At 33.9% G+C, this 19,159-nt stretch carries 18 protein-coding genes and 1 tRNA gene; 5 read left to right on the top strand and 14 right to left on the bottom strand.

Annotated features, from left to right (window positions below; genetic code table 11):
• Nucleotides 1-43: 43 nt before the first annotated feature.
• The 3 genes from ACNFIH_RS08480 to ACNFIH_RS08490 form a co-directional block, all read right to left on the bottom strand.
• A complete protein-coding gene (locus ACNFIH_RS08480) occupies nt 44-1,573 on the bottom strand; it encodes a SulP family inorganic anion transporter (protein ID WP_426486280.1) in 1,530 nt (509 codons plus the stop codon).
• 60 nt (nt 1,574-1,633) lie between these two features.
• Entirely contained in the window at nt 1,634-1,846 is a 213-nt protein-coding gene (locus ACNFIH_RS08485) for a hypothetical protein (protein ID WP_142450545.1), read from the bottom strand.
• A 147-nt stretch (nt 1,847-1,993) separates the two neighbouring features.
• Complete coding sequence (locus tag ACNFIH_RS08490) at nt 1,994-2,365, bottom strand: hypothetical protein (RefSeq protein ID WP_426486281.1); 372 nt, start codon at nt 2,363-2,365, stop codon at nt 1,994-1,996.
• Nucleotides 2,366-2,450: 85 nt separating this feature from the next.
• Between ACNFIH_RS08490 and ACNFIH_RS08495 the strand changes: the two genes are divergently transcribed.
• The 5 genes from ACNFIH_RS08495 to ACNFIH_RS08515 all read left to right on the top strand — a co-directional run bounded on the left by ACNFIH_RS08495 (nt 2,451) and on the right by ACNFIH_RS08515 (nt 6,373).
• Complete coding sequence (locus tag ACNFIH_RS08495; protein ID WP_426486282.1) at nt 2,451-2,666, top strand: hypothetical protein; 216 nt, start codon at nt 2,451-2,453, stop codon at nt 2,664-2,666.
• Between the two features lie 503 nt (nt 2,667-3,169).
• Complete coding sequence (locus ACNFIH_RS08500; protein WP_426486283.1) at nt 3,170-4,417, top strand: DUF3754 domain-containing protein; 1,248 nt, start codon at nt 3,170-3,172, stop codon at nt 4,415-4,417.
• 4 nt (nt 4,418-4,421) lie between these two features.
• Nucleotides 4,422-4,937 carry a DUF2199 domain-containing protein gene (locus ACNFIH_RS08505; protein ID WP_426486284.1) on the top strand — a complete coding sequence of 172 codons (516 nt, stop codon included), beginning with the start codon at nt 4,422-4,424 and terminating at the stop codon, nt 4,935-4,937.
• Nucleotides 4,938-4,983: 46 nt separating this feature from the next.
• Nucleotides 4,984-5,448 carry a DUF962 domain-containing protein gene (locus ACNFIH_RS08510; RefSeq protein ID WP_426486285.1) on the top strand — a complete coding sequence of 155 codons (465 nt, stop codon included), beginning with the start codon at nt 4,984-4,986 and terminating at the stop codon, nt 5,446-5,448.
• 40 nt (nt 5,449-5,488) lie between these two features.
• Complete coding sequence (locus ACNFIH_RS08515) at nt 5,489-6,373, top strand: hypothetical protein (RefSeq protein WP_426486286.1); 885 nt, start codon at nt 5,489-5,491, stop codon at nt 6,371-6,373.
• Nucleotides 6,374-6,387: 14 nt separating this feature from the next.
• On the opposite strand, the gene ACNFIH_RS08520 is transcribed toward ACNFIH_RS08515, so the two are convergent.
• From ACNFIH_RS08520 to mraY, 11 genes are all read right to left on the bottom strand, one after another.
• Complete coding sequence (locus tag ACNFIH_RS08520; RefSeq protein ID WP_426486287.1) at nt 6,388-7,182, bottom strand: zinc-dependent peptidase; 795 nt, start codon at nt 7,180-7,182, stop codon at nt 6,388-6,390.
• Between the two features lie 427 nt (nt 7,183-7,609).
• A tRNA-Arg gene (locus tag ACNFIH_RS08525) sits at nt 7,610-7,683 on the bottom strand.
• A 62-nt stretch (nt 7,684-7,745) separates the two neighbouring features.
• Nucleotides 7,746-8,195, bottom strand: coding sequence for a GatB/YqeY domain-containing protein (locus ACNFIH_RS08530; RefSeq protein ID WP_426486288.1), 450 nt, complete (start codon nt 8,193-8,195; stop codon nt 7,746-7,748).
• A gap of 203 nt (nt 8,196-8,398) precedes the next feature.
• Nucleotides 8,399-10,381 carry a cell division protein FtsZ gene (gene ftsZ, locus ACNFIH_RS08535; RefSeq protein ID WP_426486289.1) on the bottom strand — a complete coding sequence of 661 codons (1,983 nt, stop codon included), beginning with the start codon at nt 10,379-10,381 and terminating at the stop codon, nt 8,399-8,401.
• A gap of 94 nt (nt 10,382-10,475) precedes the next feature.
• Nucleotides 10,476-11,897 (bottom strand): cell division protein FtsA, encoded by a 1,422-nt coding sequence (ftsA, locus tag ACNFIH_RS08540; protein WP_035651770.1) that lies wholly within the window; start codon nt 11,895-11,897, stop codon nt 10,476-10,478.
• Nucleotides 11,898-11,903: 6 nt separating this feature from the next.
• Nucleotides 11,904-12,626 (bottom strand): cell division protein FtsQ/DivIB, encoded by a 723-nt coding sequence (locus ACNFIH_RS08545; protein WP_426486290.1) that lies wholly within the window; start codon nt 12,624-12,626, stop codon nt 11,904-11,906.
• Entirely contained in the window at nt 12,613-13,962 is a 1,350-nt protein-coding gene (murC, locus tag ACNFIH_RS08550; RefSeq protein ID WP_426486291.1) for a UDP-N-acetylmuramate--L-alanine ligase, read from the bottom strand. Before murC ends, ACNFIH_RS08545 begins: the two co-directional genes overlap by 14 nt.
• A gap of 75 nt (nt 13,963-14,037) precedes the next feature.
• A complete protein-coding gene (gene murG, locus ACNFIH_RS08555; protein WP_426486292.1) occupies nt 14,038-15,126 on the bottom strand; it encodes an undecaprenyldiphospho-muramoylpentapeptide beta-N-acetylglucosaminyltransferase in 1,089 nt (362 codons plus the stop codon).
• Between the two features lie 45 nt (nt 15,127-15,171).
• Nucleotides 15,172-16,482, bottom strand: a complete 1,311-nt coding sequence (locus ACNFIH_RS08560; RefSeq protein WP_035651763.1) for an FtsW/RodA/SpoVE family cell cycle protein — start codon at nt 16,480-16,482, stop codon at nt 15,172-15,174.
• 76 nt (nt 16,483-16,558) lie between these two features.
• Nucleotides 16,559-17,890, bottom strand: a complete 1,332-nt coding sequence (gene murD, locus ACNFIH_RS08565; protein WP_035651762.1) for a UDP-N-acetylmuramoyl-L-alanine--D-glutamate ligase — start codon at nt 17,888-17,890, stop codon at nt 16,559-16,561.
• Entirely contained in the window at nt 17,891-19,123 is a 1,233-nt protein-coding gene (gene mraY, locus ACNFIH_RS08570) for a phospho-N-acetylmuramoyl-pentapeptide-transferase (protein WP_426486293.1), read from the bottom strand.
• Nucleotides 19,124-19,159 lie beyond the last annotated feature (36 nt).

The raw sequence follows: 19,159 nt of genomic DNA on the forward strand, positions 1-19,159 counted from the left end.
ATCGAAAACCGAAACGGATAAATTAATTTACTATCAAAAATTATTAAGACACAACTTTATAAGTTGGATCTTCAATCACATTTACATTTATCACCGCATCAGCGTTTTTAAGTAATTGACGGCAGTCTGCACTTAAATGCTGTAGTTCTATAGTTTTATTCACTTGATTATATTTTTTAGTCAAATTGTTCAGCGCTTCAATTGCCGACATATCTGAAACCCGACTCTCCTTAAAATCAATAATCACATGATTTGGGTCATTTTGAATATCAAATTTTTCCATAAAAGCAGTTATCGATCCAAAAAATAACGGGCCATAAATCTCGTAATGTTTTATTCCGTTTTCATCAATATAATTTCTGGCACGGATTCTTTTGGCGCTTTCCCAGGCAAAAACTAAAGCCGAAATAATTACGCCAATCAAGACAGCCAAAGCCAGATTATGAAGCACAATTGTAATTACAGCAACCAAAATCCCCACAAAAATATCGTGTCTTGGCATTTTGTTGATAATCCTGAAACTTGCCCATTCAAAAGTGGTAATGGCCACCATCATCATTACACCAACTAATGCAGCCATTGGCAATTTCCCAATTACTGGTGCGCCAAAAAGTATAATAATCAAAATAGTCAACGCGGCAATAATTCCCGAAAGTCGGGCACGTGAACCTGCGCCAAGATTTACCAAAGTTTGTGCAATCATTGGACAACCTCCCATGCCGTAGAAGAAACCATTTAATATGTTTGAACTTCCTTGTGCAATACATTCACGATTGCTGTTTCCACGGGTTCCGGTGATTTCATCCACTAAATTAAGCGTCAGTAAACCTTCCGTCAAACCAACTGCCGCAACAATAACCGAATACGGAAATATGATTTTAAAAGTCTCAAACGAAAGCGGAATATTCGGAATATGGAAAGGAGGAAATCCGCCTTGAACAGAAGCAATATCTTCAACCGTTTTGGTTTCTATATTAAAAACAATCACCAATGCAAAAACCACCATAATAGCAACCAAAGAAGCCGGAACCGTTTTTGTGATTTTAGGAAAAACCAAAACAATAGCAATTGTCAGCGCAACTAATCCTAGCATAATATAAAGAGGCGTTCCCTCAAGCCAGGAAACCTGACCGTTGATAATGGTTTTAAACTGTTCCAGTTGCGACATAAAAATCACTACCGCCAAACCGTTTACAAAACCAAACATCACAGGCTGTGGCACTAGCCGAATAAATTTTCCAAGCTTAAAAAGTCCAACACAAATTTGAACGACACCGCCCAATGCGACAGCAGCAAAAACATATTCAATTCCATGCGATTTCATTAAGGCAATCAAAACAATTACAGTTGCTCCCGCCCCACCCGAAATCATTCCAGGTCTTCCGCCAAAAATAGCCGTTACCAACCCGGCAATAAAAGCCGCATACAAACCAACCAAAGGCGGAAATCCAGCCAAAATAGCAAATGACAGTGACTCTGGAATCATGGTCATGGCGACAGTTAAACCTGCTAAAATTTCGTTTTTGTAATTGACTTTTTGTGTAAAATCGAAGAGTTGGAAAGCTTTTTTCATAGAACACAAATGTAAAAAATAATACCTAGAAGAGACCCAAGCTTTTCCATTCTCTACATTCTATTCTAACCTCACACAAGTATAACCCAAACAATGCACATAATCAATTATATTATCACATTCAAGATCAACACCTTCAACCCTTAATATCTTATCGCAATCCTCCAGATCAAAATTGATTTTGTAATCTGGAAACTGAGTCTGAATAACAGCAATAACATAATTTTTATCTGCCTCTTTCTGAACATTTGTTTTAAAAACTTCCACTACCATAACCGTCTAGATTTGAGTAATTTAAAGTTAAATAAAAACTTTCAAAATTGAAATTTTTATTTAAGTAAATTCTCCTACTTTTTATTATGAAGAAATAGATTTTGAACAGAAAACAATATTCAGTATAGTTTTAGCTATAAAATAGGATTACTCTTCCTTTCTACTATAAACAGCCATTTTATCCTCTAAATACATAATTTCCTTTTTAAGGCTTTCGATAGTTTCTTTTCGGGAATCGGCGAGGTCTTTATAATGTGACGAAAAATCGTAATCTGAAGATTCTGATTGTAAATTTGCTGTTCGGCGCAACATAGGACCTTCATTTCTTATCAACCATTCGCAGCTATATTGTGGATATATTTCAACAATCTTTGAAATCCATTTTGCTTGTATGTCACTTTTTTTGGCAATAGCGCGAGATAGAACGCCTTTGCTTGCACCAATTTTTTCTTCTAGCTTTGTTATTCCAATCCCTTCATTGTCAGCCAAACACTTAATATTATCTAGAATACTACTCATTTATGTAAGAAATTATTTTCAAATTATTTGATTTTGTTGAAAATTATCACCTATATTTGTTTCACGATTTAAAACAAATTAGACAATGGACAAAAGTAAGACAAAAAACTATAATTCCTACAATTCTACGATACTAGAGGCTTTGTTTTTAAAATATGGAGTCTCAAAATATTATATTCGTCAATGCGTGAAAGGCGCTGTACAAGGAATCAAAGCGGATAATATCAAAAAAGACTATTTAACAATGGAAAAAGCTCACGGAGATATTGTTTCTCATCTTATAAAAAAATCATTAGAGTAAACTTCAAAAGACATTATATAAATAAGTTAAAAGAATTCTATTTTCTAATTTAAAGATAGAAATGAATGGTTATTTGAGACTAAATCCCTGAAGCTTACGCAACGGGGATTTATTTTTTCATTTTCCAGCTGAATGGAAAATGTATTATAAACTAATAATTCATACACATTCACTAAAACAGGTATAAATACCTATAGCCATTATTTTATTTATTGTTAAAATTGTGATGAATAATTTTTAATGCTATAAGAAATTAAAATACATTTTCCGCAAGGAAGGTGGGGGTAAATTTTGTCACTTTTTTTTGAAACAAAGTGGGATTTGAAATCGCTGGAACCGATTTCGAAATCTCACTTTTTTACTTTTAGAATTTCTGCGAAATCAGCAAAACGCGAACTTTGAAGTTAAAATACTGTTACTAACCAAAAAACTTTTTCGAAATCGGATTTCAGGCAGTATTTTTGCGTTCTTTAAACGCCACGTATAAAAGCCCAAAAATCGACATGACCCTAGAACATTATATTCCGTTCAATAAAGAATTCTTATTAGAGCAGCAAATGAATGCTTTCTCTGAAGATCAGGAAAAAATAGCTGACTTTAAGAAATTGTTTGATATAATCGAGCATTACTATCATTACGAATCTTTTAATCTGAACAGGAATTTAAAGCAGAATTACGCTTTATTTGATCCCGATTTGAGCAAAAAAGAACGCAAACAATTTATTGGCAAAAGTGATTTTTCGGTTTTCAAAGAAACACTTCTTACTGTTTTAGAACGTGGAAATTACTATAGAATTGATCAGAAAGCGTTAGACGAGGCATTCAACGATTCGGATTTGATTGGATTAAATCTTTCTATAGACTTTAATGCTTTTAAAGATTTTGAACTTTACGCGCGCGGGCATCATAAAGCAAAAGAAAAAGTCAAAAAATATTTCTTCTGGAAAAAAGAAATCGAAATTGAATATTATGATCGTGTTTTAGTTTATTTAAATTACAGCGATGAAGATTTTCTAAATAAAAAGAAAGTCAAATTAGGCAAAATGCCAATTGATCCGGGTTCAATAGCACTGAAAATCTTTAAACGTGTTCCGAAAAACGATCTTGAAACGATTTTCCCAAATGCAATTCCGAAAATGTCTGTCAAAGATAAAATGCTGCTTTGGGTTCCAGGGATTTTTGGTGGAATTTCGCTATTAAGTGCCAAAGTTATTCCAGCTTTAATCAACATGTATAATGCGTATGAAACGGGCGAAACCATTGACTTATTGAACAGCAAAACTTCCCTAAATCAGGGATTAATTGCTCTAGGAATTTTGTCTGCCTATTGTTTCCGCCAATACAATAATTTCATAAATAAAAAAATCCGATATTCTAAAATGCTTTCTGATAGTTTGTATTTCAAGAATCTCGGAAACAACAGTGGCGCATTTTATTCGCTTTTGAATTCATCTGAAGAAGAAGTAATGAAAGAAACTATTTTGGCTTATTCGTTTTTACATAAAAGCGACAAACCATTAAGCGCAGAAGAACTCGACTCTCAAATAGAATCCTGGTTTAAAACTCAATTAAAAACCGATTTGGATTTTGATGTAAACGATGCTTTATTAAAATTAAAAAGCATTGGTCTTGGAGTAGAAAATAATGGAAAGTGGGAAGTTATTCCGGTTAAAGAAGCGCTTATCACAATTGATGAACTTTGGGATAATGTTTTTCAATACAATCAGAACGTAAGTTTATTAAAAAACTAAAAAAATGTATACCTACAAATGTTCCTGCTGCGGAGAAATTTTTAATCAAATGCCTTTGTGTTTTGGAAACGAATTCCCTGCTTATTATTTTACTATTCCGCCAAAAGAAAGAGAAAAACGAATTGAATATGGAGGAAGTTGGTGCTATATAGACGAAGAATTTTTTTTCCATCAAGGGAGATTGACAATTCCGATAACTGATTATCATGAAAATTTGGTTTTTAATGTATGGACTACGATAAGTGAAGATAATTTCTGCTTACGAATGGATTTATGGGAAGATCCAAACCGAGTAAATCAAGAACCTTATTTTGGTTGGATGCAAACCAATGTACCTACTTACGGTGAAACTTTATCTTTAAAATCGATTGCAATTGAACAAGGCTTAGATTTAATTCCTGAAATAAGAATGATTGAAGAAAATCATCCTTTGACGATAGACCAAGAAAACGGAATTACATTAGAAAAAGCCATTTCTATTGTCGATGAAATAATGAAAATACAACACGGTAAAACCTAAAAGAAATTTCATTAGATTTACGCATCTAACCTTAAAACCACAAAAAATGAGAACATTAGATCAATGGTTTGCTGAATATGCCGTAAGTCATCAAAACCCTAAAAACAAAGCGATACATTACATTTGCGTTCCCGCAATTTTCTTTTCGATTGTTGGTTTATTAATGAGTATTCCGAGTGGAATTATCGCTAATACTTTAAAACTGAATGCGCCAATTATTGAAAACTGGGCTTTTATAGTTTTACTTTTTGTTCTTGTCTTTTACATTCGATTATCGATTGCAATGGCGGTTAAAATTGCTGTTTTTTCTGCAATTTGCCTAATTGTAAATTATTATATCAGTCAGTTTGTACCTTTGTGGATGTTCTCCATTGGTGTTTTTGTCATCGCTTGGATTGGGCAATTTTACGGACACAATATTGAAGGCAAAAAACCTTCTTTCTTAAAAGATCTTCAGTTTTTATTAATTGGTCCGGCTTGGGTTGTCGAGAATATTTTTTCGAAGAAATAAAAGCAAAAACTTCCCTAGATTTACTAAAACTGTTTTTAAAATGAGATTATTTTTACTTTTCCTTTTTCCGATATTTTTCTCCATTTCCAATGAAAATCCTATAGATTGGAAAACGAATATGACATTAGATCAAGGCGATTTTTATTTACTAAAAAGCTACGAATTAAAAGGGAAAGTAAAATCGGCCAAGCTTTTTATGGATAGGTATGAAAGCAATGAAAAAAACATCGACTTGAATAACACTTCGGCAGTTTTATCTAATTATAAAGGGAAATTGCATAGTCAATACTTTTTTAATGTGAATAGACTTTTAACCAAAGAAATTATTTTTCAAATTCCCGAAGGAAGAATTTTTGGTGAAAGTGATTACACTTATGACAAAAACCAGAATCTTATTCAAATACGAGACAAAAACAGAGGTTTTGGAAGAAGATTTAAATATGACACACAAAACCGACGAATTGAAAAATCATATTTTTCTGGAAATGAAACCTTTGAAATTCATTCGTTTTATTACAATGTAGAAAATCCATCAGAGCTATTAAAAACACTAAAATCGAAAGCCCGAGAACATTATGTTTGTTTTGTTCAATACGACGAAACTAATCGACAAATTGCAATAAAAAAACATTTTTTGGATCCTGCAGTGCAATTTCATCAAGAAGATTCTATAAAATACACAAAAGATAGCTACTTTTCTGAAACGCTATCACGATCAAAAAAAGATGGTTACTCTAATATTTTTAAAGCCAGATATACTTATGATGAAAACAACAATATTATAAGCCATGTAAAAGACGACCACAAAGAATATAAGGACACTTATGTTTTTGACAAAAAAGGAAATTGGATTTTAAAAATAGAAACAAATGACCGGGATAATTATGTATCTGTATGGAAAAGAGAAATCATTTATTATCCCTAAACTTATTCTACATCTCAATTTTCAGTATAATTTATCATTAATTTGACACGTTCAAACAATTCTGGAAATTCTTTTTTAAAGATTTCCGGAGTTTCAAAAAAATGCTCTAAAATAACGGCCAAAAACTCAAATTTATTGGTATAGGCATAATCTCTAAAATAATTCCTTTCTTTAAGCTTATTCGTTAAATATTGGTCATCAAAATACTTTTCGATTTCGGTAAATTCATCAAAGAAAATCACAGCTCCGGGATCTGAACTTTTTCTGGAATAAAAATGCAAAACATGAGTAAATTCATGCAACCCAAGATTAATATTGTCTTTTGTTTCGTGTCCGCTCAAAAAATCCTCCCATGAAAAAACAACGGCTTTCATCCGCGGATTATATTCTCCTTTGTGATATGCCTGACCAATTGTAGAATAATAAGATGTTGGGTAAATAATAATATTTTCAAATAATTCAAGCAGGTAATTTCGCATTCCGAAAGTCAGCATTACGTAAGTTCCTGCAATGATTAATTTCATCTCCTGAGTGACTTCGATTTCTTTTCCTTCAAAATTGTAATGATCAATAAAATTCCCTACCCGATGTTCAAAATACCTTTTCTTTTTATCCGATAAATTAAAATAATACGGGAACTCGCGTCCTAAAATGGTCTTATCTCTCGGATCAATTTGTTTTAAAATTGGGTACCAAAATAAAAATAAGGGTTTATTGAACATCAACAGATAAATGGGTTCAATGATTCTGAATACAATTACTGCCAATACTAAAGCAATCAAGATTCCGATAAAGAAGAAAACAAACATATTTTAAATTTGATTTGGGATAGAAGAACTTATTGTCCTCTACTTTGCTAAAATAGGAAAACGGAATTAAAATATTTTATTATATTAGCTTTATAACCAGAAAAGAATTACTAATCATAATCAAACATAAATATGGAAAATAAAAGCGCATTACGATTTACTTTTTCGATTATCGCAATCATTTTAGGCGTAGTATTGTTTAAGCAATTTGACTTTGAAACACTAAAATTTGAGAAGCCTGCTTTGGCGGTTGTTTATATTGTTGTCTTTTTATTTTCGGTTTTTGTACTGATTAAGAATTGCAAGAAGAAAACTGAGAAGTAATTAACAGTTATTTATTTACGCTTGAGATTTCCCTACAAATATTGGACAACTTCATAATAAAAAAGCGCTAACCTTATAATATTAAAGTTTGCGCTTTTTATAGTGACCCCGGAGGGGTTCGAACCCCCAACCCTCAGAGCCGAAATCTGATATTCTATCCAGTTGAACTACGAGGTCAATTTTATTTTAGATTTATGATTTTAGTCCCGATAGCTATCGGGACTAAAATCATAAATTATTTAAGAAAGTAATTTCTTCACAATTGTAGAAATGGTTTTTCCTTCAGCAGTTCCGCCTAATTGAGCAGATGCTAATCCCATAACTTTACCCATTGAAGCAATTCCAGAAGCTCCAGTTTCAGCAATAATTTTTGCAATTACAGCTTCTACTTCTTCTTCGCTTAATTGAGCTGGTAAAAACTTCTCAATTACTGCCACCTGAGCTAATTCTGGTTCAGCTAAATCTGGACGGTTTTGTTCTGTAAAGATTCTTGCACTTTCTTTACGAGTTTTTACTAATCTCTGAAGTAATTTAATTTCATCCTCTTCTGACAAATCTTCTTTAGATCCTGAAGCTGTTGAAGCTAATAATAATTCCGATTTAATTGCTCTTAATGATTCTAACGCTACTGTATCTTTTGCTTTCATGGCAGTTTTAATTTCTTCCATGATTTGTGTCTGTAAACTCATCTTTTATTTTATTTGAATAAGCAACGCTTACTAATTGATATGTTAATTTGGAATTTGTTCTCGACTTCGCTCGAACTGATAATAAGATTCACTTTAAAAACCTATTTAGGAAGTCAAATTTCTAAATTCTGTGCGAAGATAAAAAAAATAACCCGAAAATTAAATCGAATTTTCGGGCTATCCTAATATTAAGATTTTAAAAACTAATCTACATTGTCATGCAAAAATGAATTATTTGAACGCAATTGCAAATCGTTGTTACTGTCTGTTCCAACTGAAATTCTCGAATTGGTGTTACTTGACTGAGAATTCGACAAATCGATTCCTAATCTTTTGTAAGCTGGCTCTTTTTCCAACTCATCAATTCTAGAAACATTATTATGGAATTTATAATTAAATTCTTTTAGTTTCTTTCTTCTTTCTTCGGCACGTAAACGCAATGTCTCTTCAATTGTCAATTCCATTGGAGAAACTTCTGCAGTTGTTGTAAAATCAGGCTGGCTTGCAAAATCAACTCTTGGCTTCAAAGTAATGTTTAATTCTTCTGGAACTACATCTTCAACCACTTTTTCAATTGGTTTTGAAGCTGTCAATTCATTTTCCACTTCCATATATTCTTCTAACGAATATTTGATGATACCGTTATCAGAAAGTTCAGTTACCGGAACAAATGAAACCGGATCGTTTACTTTAATATTGCGAGTTTCGTTTGTTAACTCAAACATGATTTTAGTTTCCTGCTCAGCAACTGGTTCTTTTTTAACTTCTGGTTCACTTCTAAAAAGAGGCAAATCAAATGAGAAAGTCGTTTGTTCTTCTTTTTCAAAAGTTCTTTGCTGTACTGGCTTTACTTCTTGGTAAGCTGGCACTTCTGGTGCAGAAATTTTAAAATCGATATCTGTAATTGGAGAAACGATTTCAAAAGTCACATCAAGATTTTTAATAAACTCAGACATCACTACCAATTCTTCCTGATTGATTGTTGGCGGCGTAACTGGAGCAACTGGAGTTTGAGCTACGGGAGCAACCGTATCTTCCATTAAATCAAAAACAACTTTATCCTCAGATTTTGCAGTAGGTGTTTCAGCATTCAAATCAAAAGAAGTAAGTGGTCTATTTGTTAAATTATGAACACTTCTTTGCTCATCTTCTAACGTGTGAATAATTTTCTTTGGCTCTGTATTAACGATTTCGTTTTGTTGTTCAACATCAAAACCAGTAGCAATAATAGTTACAGCAATAGCTTCACCAAGAGCTTCGTCTTCACCAACTCCCATAATAATATTGGCGTTGTAACCTGCCTCAGCCTGAATATGATCGTTGATCTCTCCGATTTCATCAAGCGTTATTTCATTAGATCCAGAAACGATAAGCAACAATACGTTTTTGGCTCCTGTAATTTTATTATCGTTTAACAACGGAGAATCCAATGCCGATACAATCGCATCTTTTGCTCTGTTTTCACCTTCTGACACCGCAGATCCCATAATAGCCGTTCCGCTGTTTGCCAAAACTGTTTTAGCATCGCGTAAATCGATATTTTGAGTATAGTGGTGCGTAATTACTTCAGCAATACCTCTAGAGGCAGTTGCCAAAACTTCATCTGCTTTAGAGAATCCAGCTTTGAAACCTAAATTTCCGTAAACTTCTCTTAATTTATTATTGTTAATTACGATCAAAGAGTCAACTTGCTTACGTAATTTTTCGATTCCTAAAAGCGCTTGCTCCTGACGTACTTTCCCTTCAAACTGAAACGGAATTGTCACGATACCCACTGTTAAGATTTCTCTTTCTTTTGCTAATTGCGCGATAACCGGAGCAGCACCTGTACCAGTACCACCACCCATACCAGCGGTAATAAATACCATCTTGGTACCACGGTCTAACATTTTTTCGATATCGGCAATACTTTCAATAGCAGACTGCTGTCCAACGTCAGGATTTGCACCTGCTCCAAGACCTTCTGTCAAATTCATACCTAACTGAATTTTGTTAGGCACCGAACTGTTCTGCAGTGCTTGTGAATCGGTATTACAAACGATGAAATCAACGCCTTTAATACCTTGTTTAAACATATGGTTGATAGCATTGCTACCTCCTCCACCTACACCTATTACTTTGATTACATTTGATTGGTTTTTTGGCAAATCAAATGAAATGCTTCCAAATTCTGAGTTGCTCATCATCTTTTTGGTTTTTTAATTCTTATTTAGTACATTTTTTACTTCTTGACTTGGGGCAAAAAGTAATCCTTTTCTCTTTTCTCTATTCGGCTTATATTTATTCAGCGTTGTCTAAAAAATCTTTGATTTTATCGACGTATCTGTCAAAAAATGATCTCCTAATTTTGGTTTCTGTAGATTCTGCTTCTACTTTATTTGTTCTTGTTTCTCTTGGTTCTTCAATAGTTTCTACTCTTTCAACGTAATTTTCTTCTACTTCGTATCGCTGCTGTACTGGTGGCTGTTGCTGAACTGGAGCATTTCTGTAAACAACCTTTGGTTGCTCATTTACAATTTCCATTCGAACAGCACTTTGAGTACTGTTTTCGATACTGTTCATTACTAAACCAACAGCTGTTGCAAACAATGGGCTAGAAATTTCTTCGCTTGAATTTCCGGCTAAATGCTCATTTGGATATCCAATTCTTGTATCCATTCCGGTAATATACTCTACTAATTGTTTAATATGTTTTAGCTGAGCGCCACCACCTGTAAGAACAATTCCTGCAATCAATTTTTTGCGAGGATCTTCGTGTCCGTAAGCTTTAATTTCAGCAAAAACCTGCTCTATAATTTCCACCACACGTGCGTGAATAATTTTTGAAAGGTTTTTAAGCGAAATCTCTTTTGGTTCTCTTCCTCTTAAACCAGGAATAGAAACAATTTCGTTGTCTTTATTTTCTCCCGGCCAAGCTGATCCGAATTTTATTTTTAAAAGTTCAGCCTGTTTTTCGATAATTGAACAGCCTTCTTTAATATCATCTGTAATTACGTTTCCTCCAAAAGGAATTACTGCTGTATGACGAATAATTCCATCTTTAAAAATGGCCAAATCCGTAGTTCCGCCTCCAATATCAATTAACGCAACACCCGCTTCTTTCTCTTCCTGACTTAAAACTGCATCTGCCGAAGCTAATGGTTCCAAAGTCAATCCTGAAAGCTCAATTCCTGAACTCTGAATACATCTTCCAACATTTCTGATTGAAGATGCCTGACCAACTACAACGTGAAAACTAGATTCTAATCTTCCACCGTACATTCCGATTGGTTCTTTAATCTCAGATTGTCCGTCAATTTTAAATTCTTGTGGCAAAACGTGAATAATTTCTTCACCCGGCAACATAGCCAGTTTATTTACCTGATCAATCAAAAGCTGAATATCTTTTTCGCCAATAACTTCCTCTGGATTATTACGGCTGATGTAATCTGTATGTTGAATACTTCTGATGTGCTGTCCGGCAATGCCCACAACAACATCTTTAATTTTATAACCTGAATTGTTTTCTGCTTCAAGTATTGCTTGCTGAATTGACTGAATAGTTTGCGTGATGTTGTTTACAACTCCTCTTGCAACCCCCAGACTTTTGGATTTTCCAATACCCAAAATTTCCAATTTGCCATACTCGTTCTTCTTGCCTATCATGGCAACTATTTTTGTCGTTCCAATATCTAGACCTACTGCAATGTTATCTTTTTCCATTTTCTATTATTTTGTGCAAACTACTTGTTCCGTAAACCTAAGGTCAATCTTATTGTATTTGTATAACGAACTATCTAAAACTGCTTTTTGAAAAAACGCTTTATAGTTTCTAAATTTTTTATCAACATTCATCGTTCTGCCAAAATCTATGACATAATCAAAGTTTCGATTAAACATTTTTAGGCTGCCATTAGGCATAATTTGTATTGCAATGATGTTTTTTTTCAAAAACGCATCGTCATAAATTGTGCGAAATAAAGCAGCTAAATCTTCGTTATTTTTTTCATTTATTGCCCCCGAAACAAGAGGAACTCGCGCTGTAAAATTGTCTGACAAGGGCATTTTATTTCCCTCATAGTCAATATAAAAAGAACGATCACCATCGTAAACTCGCGCTACTGGTGTCTTCTGTTTTACTACCGCTTTTAGAACGCCGTCGATACTTACAAAAACGTCTGACTTCTCAATCATCGCTTGCGTATCAAGGGTTTTTTCTATCTTATTCAAATCTAGTTCATCTTTTCTAATACTGGAAGCGTCTCTTTTATTTTCTATCAACAATTTATTAACCGTTTCTGCTTTCACAAAAAGCGCATTTTCTCCTACAAAAACGACCATAGATTTCTTCAATTTTCTATCTCCATTTCGATGTTGCGCGAAGGAATATAGAAAAAGAACTAGTCCGAAAATAAGTACTAATCTAATATTTGTCCAATTAAATATTTTCATTTAATATTTGTTTAATTGACGGTACCATTTCTCCAATATCACCTGCTCCTATTGTTACAATTATTGGCGCATCACTAGCTTTTATTTTTGCCAATAAATCCTCTTTTGCAACAATTTGTTTGTTCGAATTTGTCATCTTGCCCAACAGCCATTCTGAAGTCACTCCTTCCATTGGAAGTTCTCTTGCCGGATAAATGTCCATTAAAAATACTTCGTCAAATTTTGACAAACTTTCTGCGAATCCATCCACAAAATCTTTTGTTCTGCTGAATAAATGCGGCTGGAAAATCGCCAGAACTTTCTTTCCTGGATACAATTCTCTAACTGCCTGATGAACAGCATTAATTTCTGTTGGATGATGCGCATAATCATCTATATAAACTAACTTATCCGATTTAATCTGATAAGAAAAACGTCTTCTGATCCCTCTGAATGAAGCAATGGCTTTTGCAATAGCGTCGGTCGGGGTGCCGTACGTTTTAGCCATCGCAATAGCCATCAGTCCATTCATTAAATTGTGTTTTCCAGGCAATCCAAAATGAAGATCTTTTATGATTTCTGATGGTGTCTGAACATCAAAAACATAACTTCCATCTTCAATTCGAACATTGTAAGCCTTATAAACTGCATCTTCATTTATAGCGCACTGAACGCCTTCCAACGGCAATTCTTTCGTTATAAAAAGATTGTTTTTATCTTCTACTTTTGAAGCAAATTCTCTAAAAGAATCCTCAATAGCATCACTTGTTCCATAAATATCCAAATGATCTGCATCCATTGAAGTTATGCAGGCAATATTTGGATGCAAATGTAAGAACGATCTATCAAATTCATCAGCCTCAACAACTGTTACCGTTTTTCCGGTTCCAATTAAATTTGAATTATAGTTTTCTACAATTCCGCCCACAAATGCTGTAACATCAGCACCGCTTTCATATAAAATATGCCCCAGAATACTTGACGTTGTTGTTTTTCCGTGCGTTCCTGCCACTGCGAAACTAAAAGTGTCTTTGGTAATAATTCCTAAAACCTCGGCACGCTTTTTAATTTCGAAATTTCTTTCTATAAAATAATTCCACTCTGAATGTGATTTTGGAACAGCAGGCGTAAAAATCACCAATGTATTTTCTACAAAATAATCAGTCGGAATTAGATTAATATTATCTTCAAAATGAATATCTATACCACTTTCAATTAATTCACTTGTTAGCATTGACGGCGTTTTATCGTAACCTGAAACCTGTTTTCCGATATATTTGAAATAGCGGGCCAGTGCACTCATTCCGATGCCTCCAATACCAATAAAATAAACGTTTTGTATTTGATTTAAATTCATAATTGAGTCTTAATGTCTTAAAGTCGAAAGTTTTTAAAGTCGTTTAACTCTATATCTTCAGCTTTTATATTTTTCTTATTTAATTAACTTCACAATCTCCGCTACAATATCTTGTGTAGCTTTTGGCATTGCCAGTTTTTTTATGTTCGAACTTAATTGTTTTTGTTTTCCTTCATCTTTCAGAAGCGCTTCAAAAACAATACTGAATTCATTATCCAATTCTGATTCTTTCAATAAAATAGCACCTTTAGAATCAACAATTGCCTGTGCATTTTTAGTTTGATGATCTTCAGCAACATTTGGTGACGGAATAAAAATTACTGGTTTCCCAACAATACATAATTCTGAAACCGATGATGCTCCAGCTCGTGAAATAATCACATCGGCCGCTGCGTAAACAAAATCCATTCTTTCAATAAAATCAACCACTTTTACATTTGGCTGATTGTATTTTTTATAATCTTCAAAATATAATTTTCCGCATTGCCAGATTACCTGAACGTCCTGCGAAAGAAAATTTTGTAATTCTTTTTCAATTAACTGATTGATTCTTCTGGCGCCTAAACTTCCGCCTAAAACCAATAATGTTTTTTTATTCGGATCTAAACCATAAAACGCAATTGCTTCGTCGCGTTTGCTTTCAATATCAATCAAATCCTGACGAACCGGATTTCCTGTCAACACAATTTTTTCTTTTGGAAAAAAACGTTCTAAATTTTGATAAGCAACACAAATTGCATTTGCTTTTTTGCTTAATAATTTATTTGTTATACCTGGAAAAGAATTCTGTTCCTGAATAACAGTTGGAATTCCTGCTCCGCCTGCCGCTTGCAATAACGGTCCACTCGCAAAACCTCCTGTTCCAATTACTACATTTGGCTTAAACTTTTTAATGATTCTTCTTGACTCTAATAAACTCGAAGCCAATTTCAAAGGAAACATCATATTTTGCAAGGTCAATTTTCTTTGCAGACCCGCTATCCAAAGCCCTTTTATTTCGTAACCAGCCTGAGGCACTTTCTGCATTTCCATTTTATCTTTGGCACCTACAAAAAGAAATTCTGCATCAGGAAATTGTAATTTTAATTCATTTGCAATCGCAATTGCAGGATAAATGTGTCCTCCTGTTCCTCCTCCGCTAAGTATGAATTTATACTTTGTCATCTTTCTAAAAATTACAACTTTTTAAAAAATCTTTATATTTTAATTTTATCTATTTAAAACTGCATTCATCGGATTTCTTGAATTATCTTCGATTGAATACATTGCCTCTTCTTCATATACTTCATCAGCAGGCAAATCCTCTTCTGCTAATTCTTTGTCAATTAATCTTTGCAGCGCTTCTTTTCGTCGTTCTTTCTCTATTTTTTCTTCAGCAATTTCTTCTTCCTTTTTTGTAACGCTGATGATAATTCCGAGGCCTAAACAGGTCATCCAGATCGAACTTCCTCCTGAACTTATCAGTGGCAATGTTTGTCCTGTAACCGGCAACAATTCAACCGCAACTGCCATATTGATCATCGCCTGAAATATCATTGGAAATCCAAGTCCGACGACGACTAATTTTCCAAATAATGTATTTGCTTTGTGCGATGCTATAACAAATCGAAACAAAAGCAATAAATACAAAATCAATATTGCAACTCCTCCCACTAATCCATATTCTTCAACAATAATGGCATAAATAAAATCGGAAGAAGATTGTGGCAAAAAGTTTTTCTGAACGCTTTTCCCCGGGCCTAAACCGCCTAATTTTCCAGACGCAATTGCTATTTTAGCTTTTTCAATCTGATAATCATCTTCATCAGGTTTATCTGTTGTAAAATTCATAATACGACTTTCCCAGGTTGAAACCCTGCTGAAAAATCTTGAATCCGGAAAAGCTTTTGCTACCAAAAGAAAGAACATCAGCATGGCAATCCCAGAACCGATAATAATCCCAATATGTTTTAATGGATATTTTCCAATGAACGTTAGCATTAAAACCATCGCAAAAATCAATGCTGTGGTCGAGAAATTCGCAGGCAAAATTAATGCCAACGTAATAAACACCGGAATCCAAAGTTGTATAAACGACACTTGGAAAGGCTCATTTTCTTCTTTCTTTTTTGACAAATATCGCGCTACAAAAATAAACAGAACGATAGAAGCCAAAGTCGAAGTCTGAAATGTAATTCCGATAAACGGCACCTGAATCCAACGACTCGCGTTTGCTCCTGCAATAACAGTTCCTTTCAATAATGTATAAAGCAATAAGAACCAAACTATTGGTAAAGCAATTTTTGAAATCGCTCTGAAATAATGATATGGCACTTTATGCACCCAATAAATAATTAGGAATCCAATACAAATGTGAGCCAAATGTTTCACCAAATACCCCAAAGTATTCCCAGTTCCATGACCAATATACGCTAAATTACTACTAGCACTAAAAACAGGCATAAACGAAAACAGTGCTAATAAAGCCACGAATGACCATATTACCCTATCTCCTTTTAGTTTATTTACCAGTTCTTTCATTTTAATTTTGTTTCAGGTTTTCATTGTTTCAAGTTTCAAATTTCTCCTAACGTGAAACTTGAAACTTAAAACCATTTTACAGATTGTGAACCGCTTGTTTGAATTGCTTTCCTCTGTCTTCGTAATTTTCGAATAAATCGAAACTTGCGCAAGCTGGCGACAACAAAACAGCATCACCTTTTTCTGTTAATCTTTGAGCAGTTTTAACTGCATCATTCATATTGTTCACTTCAACCATAATGTCAACAACATTTCCAAAAGCATCAATAATTTTACGATTATCGATTCCTAAACAGATAATTGCTTTTACTTTTTCGCGTACCAATGACATTAATTCGTTGTAATCATTTCCTTTATCAACACCTCCAACGATCCAAACCGTTGGAACATTCATACTATCTAAAGCAAAGAAAGTTGCGTTCACATTTGTTGCTTTTGAATCGTTGATATACTGTACATTCTGAATTTTTAGTACTTTTTCTAAACGATGTTCAACACCTTGAAAATTAGATAAACTTTCGCGAATTGTTGCATTTCTAATTTGCATCAATTTTGCTACAGAGCTTGCTGCCATTGCATTTTTCATATTATGTTTTCCTTCTAACGCAATGTGTTCCGTGTCCATTGTAAACTCTTCTTGGTTGATCTTTATTTCCATTTTGTTGTTATTTATAGAAGCCCCTTCGTCAAATGATTTGGTCAATGAAAAAGGAATTAATTTTGCTTTTGTTTTGTTATTTTTTAACCATTCTGCGCTTGCCTCATCGTCTGCATCATAAATGAGATAATCACTTTCGGTTTGGTTCATCGTTATTCGAAATTTCGAATTGATATAATTTTCATATTTATATTCATATCGATCTAAATGATCCGGACTAATATTCGTTATTATCGCGATATCAGGTCGGTAATCTATTATTCCGTCTAACTGAAAACTGCTTAATTCTAGGACGTATGCATCAAATTTATTTTCGGCTACCTGCCAGGCAAAACTCTTTCCTATATTACCTCCTAAACCAACATTCAATCCAGCTGATTTTAACAAATGATACGTCAACATTGTTGTGGTTGTCTTACCATTACTTCCTGTGATTCCAATTGTAAGGGCTTCTGTAAAAGGCTTTGCAAATTCAATCTCCGAAATCACTTTTACTCCAGCCGCAATCAGCTTTTTCACGATTGGTGATTTCTCAGGAATTCCCGGGCTTTTCATTACCACATCGGCATTCAGAATTAAATCTTCTGTGTGCTGTTCTTCTTCCCAGGCTATTTTATTAATTATAAGAACTTCTTTATAGCTTTCTTTTATCTTTCCGAAATCAGACACAAAAACATCGTATCCTTTTTTCTTTCCAAGGATAGCAGTACCTACACCGCTCTCTCCTCCTCCTAAAACTACCAGCCTCATCTATCTTAACTTTAAAGTAACGATTGATAAAATGGCTAACATAATTGCAACAATCCAGAAACGAGTCACAATTTTACTTTCGTGATATCCTTTTTTCTGATAGTGATGATGCAGTGGCGACATCAGGAAAATTCTTCGTCCTTCGCCGTAACGTTTTTTAGTAAATTTGAAATAACTCACCTGTAAAACCACTGAAAAATTCTCCACTAAAAAGATTCCACATAATAACGGAATCAATAATTCTTTACGAACGGCAATTGCCAAAACAGCAATAATTCCACCAATAGTTAAACTTCCTGTATCTCCCATAAAAACAGATGCCGGATAAGAATTGTACCAAAGAAATCCGATCAAAGCACCAACAAATGCAGATATAAAAACTGTCATTTCCCCCGAATTAGGAATGTACATTATATTCAGATAATTAGAGAAAATGATATTTCCCGAAACGAATGTAAATATCCCGAGTGCGAGTACTGAAACTGCGGAAGTTCCGGCGGCTAGACCATCAATTCCATCAGTTAAATTTGCTCCGTTAGAAACCGCTGTGATAATAAAAATCACAACCGGAATAAAAATCAACCAAGCCCATTTTTCATATCCATCGCCTGTCCAAGCTAATAATTCAGCATAATCAAATTCGTTGTTTTTTACAAAAGGAATTGTAGTAGCAGTTGATTTTTCTTCAACAGGAGCCGGCAAAACAATGGTTGTATTTTGCGATGCTTTAAAAACATCTGTTCTTCCTGTATCTGTACGAACTGTAACTGCTGGATTAAAATAAAGAACTGCACCTACGATTACTCCCAAACCAACTTGACCAATTACTTTGAAAATTCCTTTAAGACCTTCTTTATCTTTTTTGAATATTTTGATATAATCATCAATAAAACCAATTGTTCCCATCCAAAGTGTAGTCACAATAAGCAATACGATATAAATATTATGCAAACGAGCGAATAACAAAACAGGCACAAGAGTTGCAAAAATGATAATCAGACCTCCCATTGTAGGTGTTCCCGCTTTTTCATTTTGCCCTTGAAGACCTAGCTCACGAACTGTTTCACCAACTTGCTGATTACGCAAAAAGTTGATAATACGTTTTCCGTAAATCGTGGATAAAAGCAACGAAAGCATTAAAGCCAAAGCCGATCTAAAAGTGATATACTGAAAAACTCCTGTTCCAGGTATATCTAATGTTTTGTCAAAATATTCAAATAAATAGTATAACATATTTTTCTATTTTTTAAATTCTAATTTTGAAAATCC

Origin of the sequence: Flavobacterium sp. 2 (assembly GCF_049949195.1) — a bacterium.
Classification (GTDB): Bacteria; Bacteroidota; Bacteroidia; order Flavobacteriales; family Flavobacteriaceae; genus Flavobacterium.

Excerpts from the sequence above, each read along its gene's own strand:
- ACNFIH_RS08560 (WP_035651763.1), bottom strand. The coding sequence starts at position 16,482 with ATGAAAGAACTGGTAAATAAACTAAAAGGAGATAGGGTAATATGGTCA.
- ACNFIH_RS08480 (WP_426486280.1), bottom strand. The coding sequence starts at position 1,573 with ATGAAAAAAGCTTTCCAACTCTTCGATTTTACACAAAAAGTCAATTAC.
- murC (WP_426486291.1), bottom strand. The coding sequence starts at position 13,962 with ATGAATTTAAATCAAATACAAAACGTTTATTTTATTGGTATTGGAGGC.
- ACNFIH_RS08505 (WP_426486284.1), top strand. The coding sequence starts at position 4,422 with ATGTATACCTACAAATGTTCCTGCTGCGGAGAAATTTTTAATCAAATG.
- ACNFIH_RS08500 (WP_426486283.1), top strand. The coding sequence starts at position 3,170 with ATGACCCTAGAACATTATATTCCGTTCAATAAAGAATTCTTATTAGAG.
- murD (WP_035651762.1), bottom strand. The coding sequence starts at position 17,890 with ATGAGGCTGGTAGTTTTAGGAGGAGGAGAGAGCGGTGTAGGTACTGCT.
- ftsA (WP_035651770.1), bottom strand. The coding sequence starts at position 11,897 with ATGGAAAAAGATAACATTGCAGTAGGTCTAGATATTGGAACGACAAAA.
- ftsZ (WP_426486289.1), bottom strand. The coding sequence starts at position 10,381 with ATGATGAGCAACTCAGAATTTGGAAGCATTTCATTTGATTTGCCAAAA.
- ACNFIH_RS08495 (WP_426486282.1), top strand. The coding sequence starts at position 2,451 with ATGGACAAAAGTAAGACAAAAAACTATAATTCCTACAATTCTACGATA.
- ACNFIH_RS08485 (WP_142450545.1), bottom strand. The coding sequence starts at position 1,846 with ATGGTAGTGGAAGTTTTTAAAACAAATGTTCAGAAAGAGGCAGATAAA.
- ACNFIH_RS08515 (WP_426486286.1), top strand. The coding sequence starts at position 5,489 with ATGAGATTATTTTTACTTTTCCTTTTTCCGATATTTTTCTCCATTTCC.
- murG (WP_426486292.1), bottom strand. The coding sequence starts at position 15,126 with ATGACAAAGTATAAATTCATACTTAGCGGAGGAGGAACAGGAGGACAC.
- ACNFIH_RS08530 (WP_426486288.1), bottom strand. The coding sequence starts at position 8,195 with ATGAGTTTACAGACACAAATCATGGAAGAAATTAAAACTGCCATGAAA.
- ACNFIH_RS08520 (WP_426486287.1), bottom strand. The coding sequence starts at position 7,182 with ATGTTTGTTTTCTTCTTTATCGGAATCTTGATTGCTTTAGTATTGGCA.
- ACNFIH_RS08510 (WP_426486285.1), top strand. The coding sequence starts at position 4,984 with ATGAGAACATTAGATCAATGGTTTGCTGAATATGCCGTAAGTCATCAA.
- ACNFIH_RS08490 (WP_426486281.1), bottom strand. The coding sequence starts at position 2,365 with ATGAGTAGTATTCTAGATAATATTAAGTGTTTGGCTGACAATGAAGGG.
- ACNFIH_RS08545 (WP_426486290.1), bottom strand. The coding sequence starts at position 12,626 with ATGAAAATATTTAATTGGACAAATATTAGATTAGTACTTATTTTCGGA.
- mraY (WP_426486293.1), bottom strand. The coding sequence starts at position 19,123 with ATGTTATACTATTTATTTGAATATTTTGACAAAACATTAGATATACCT.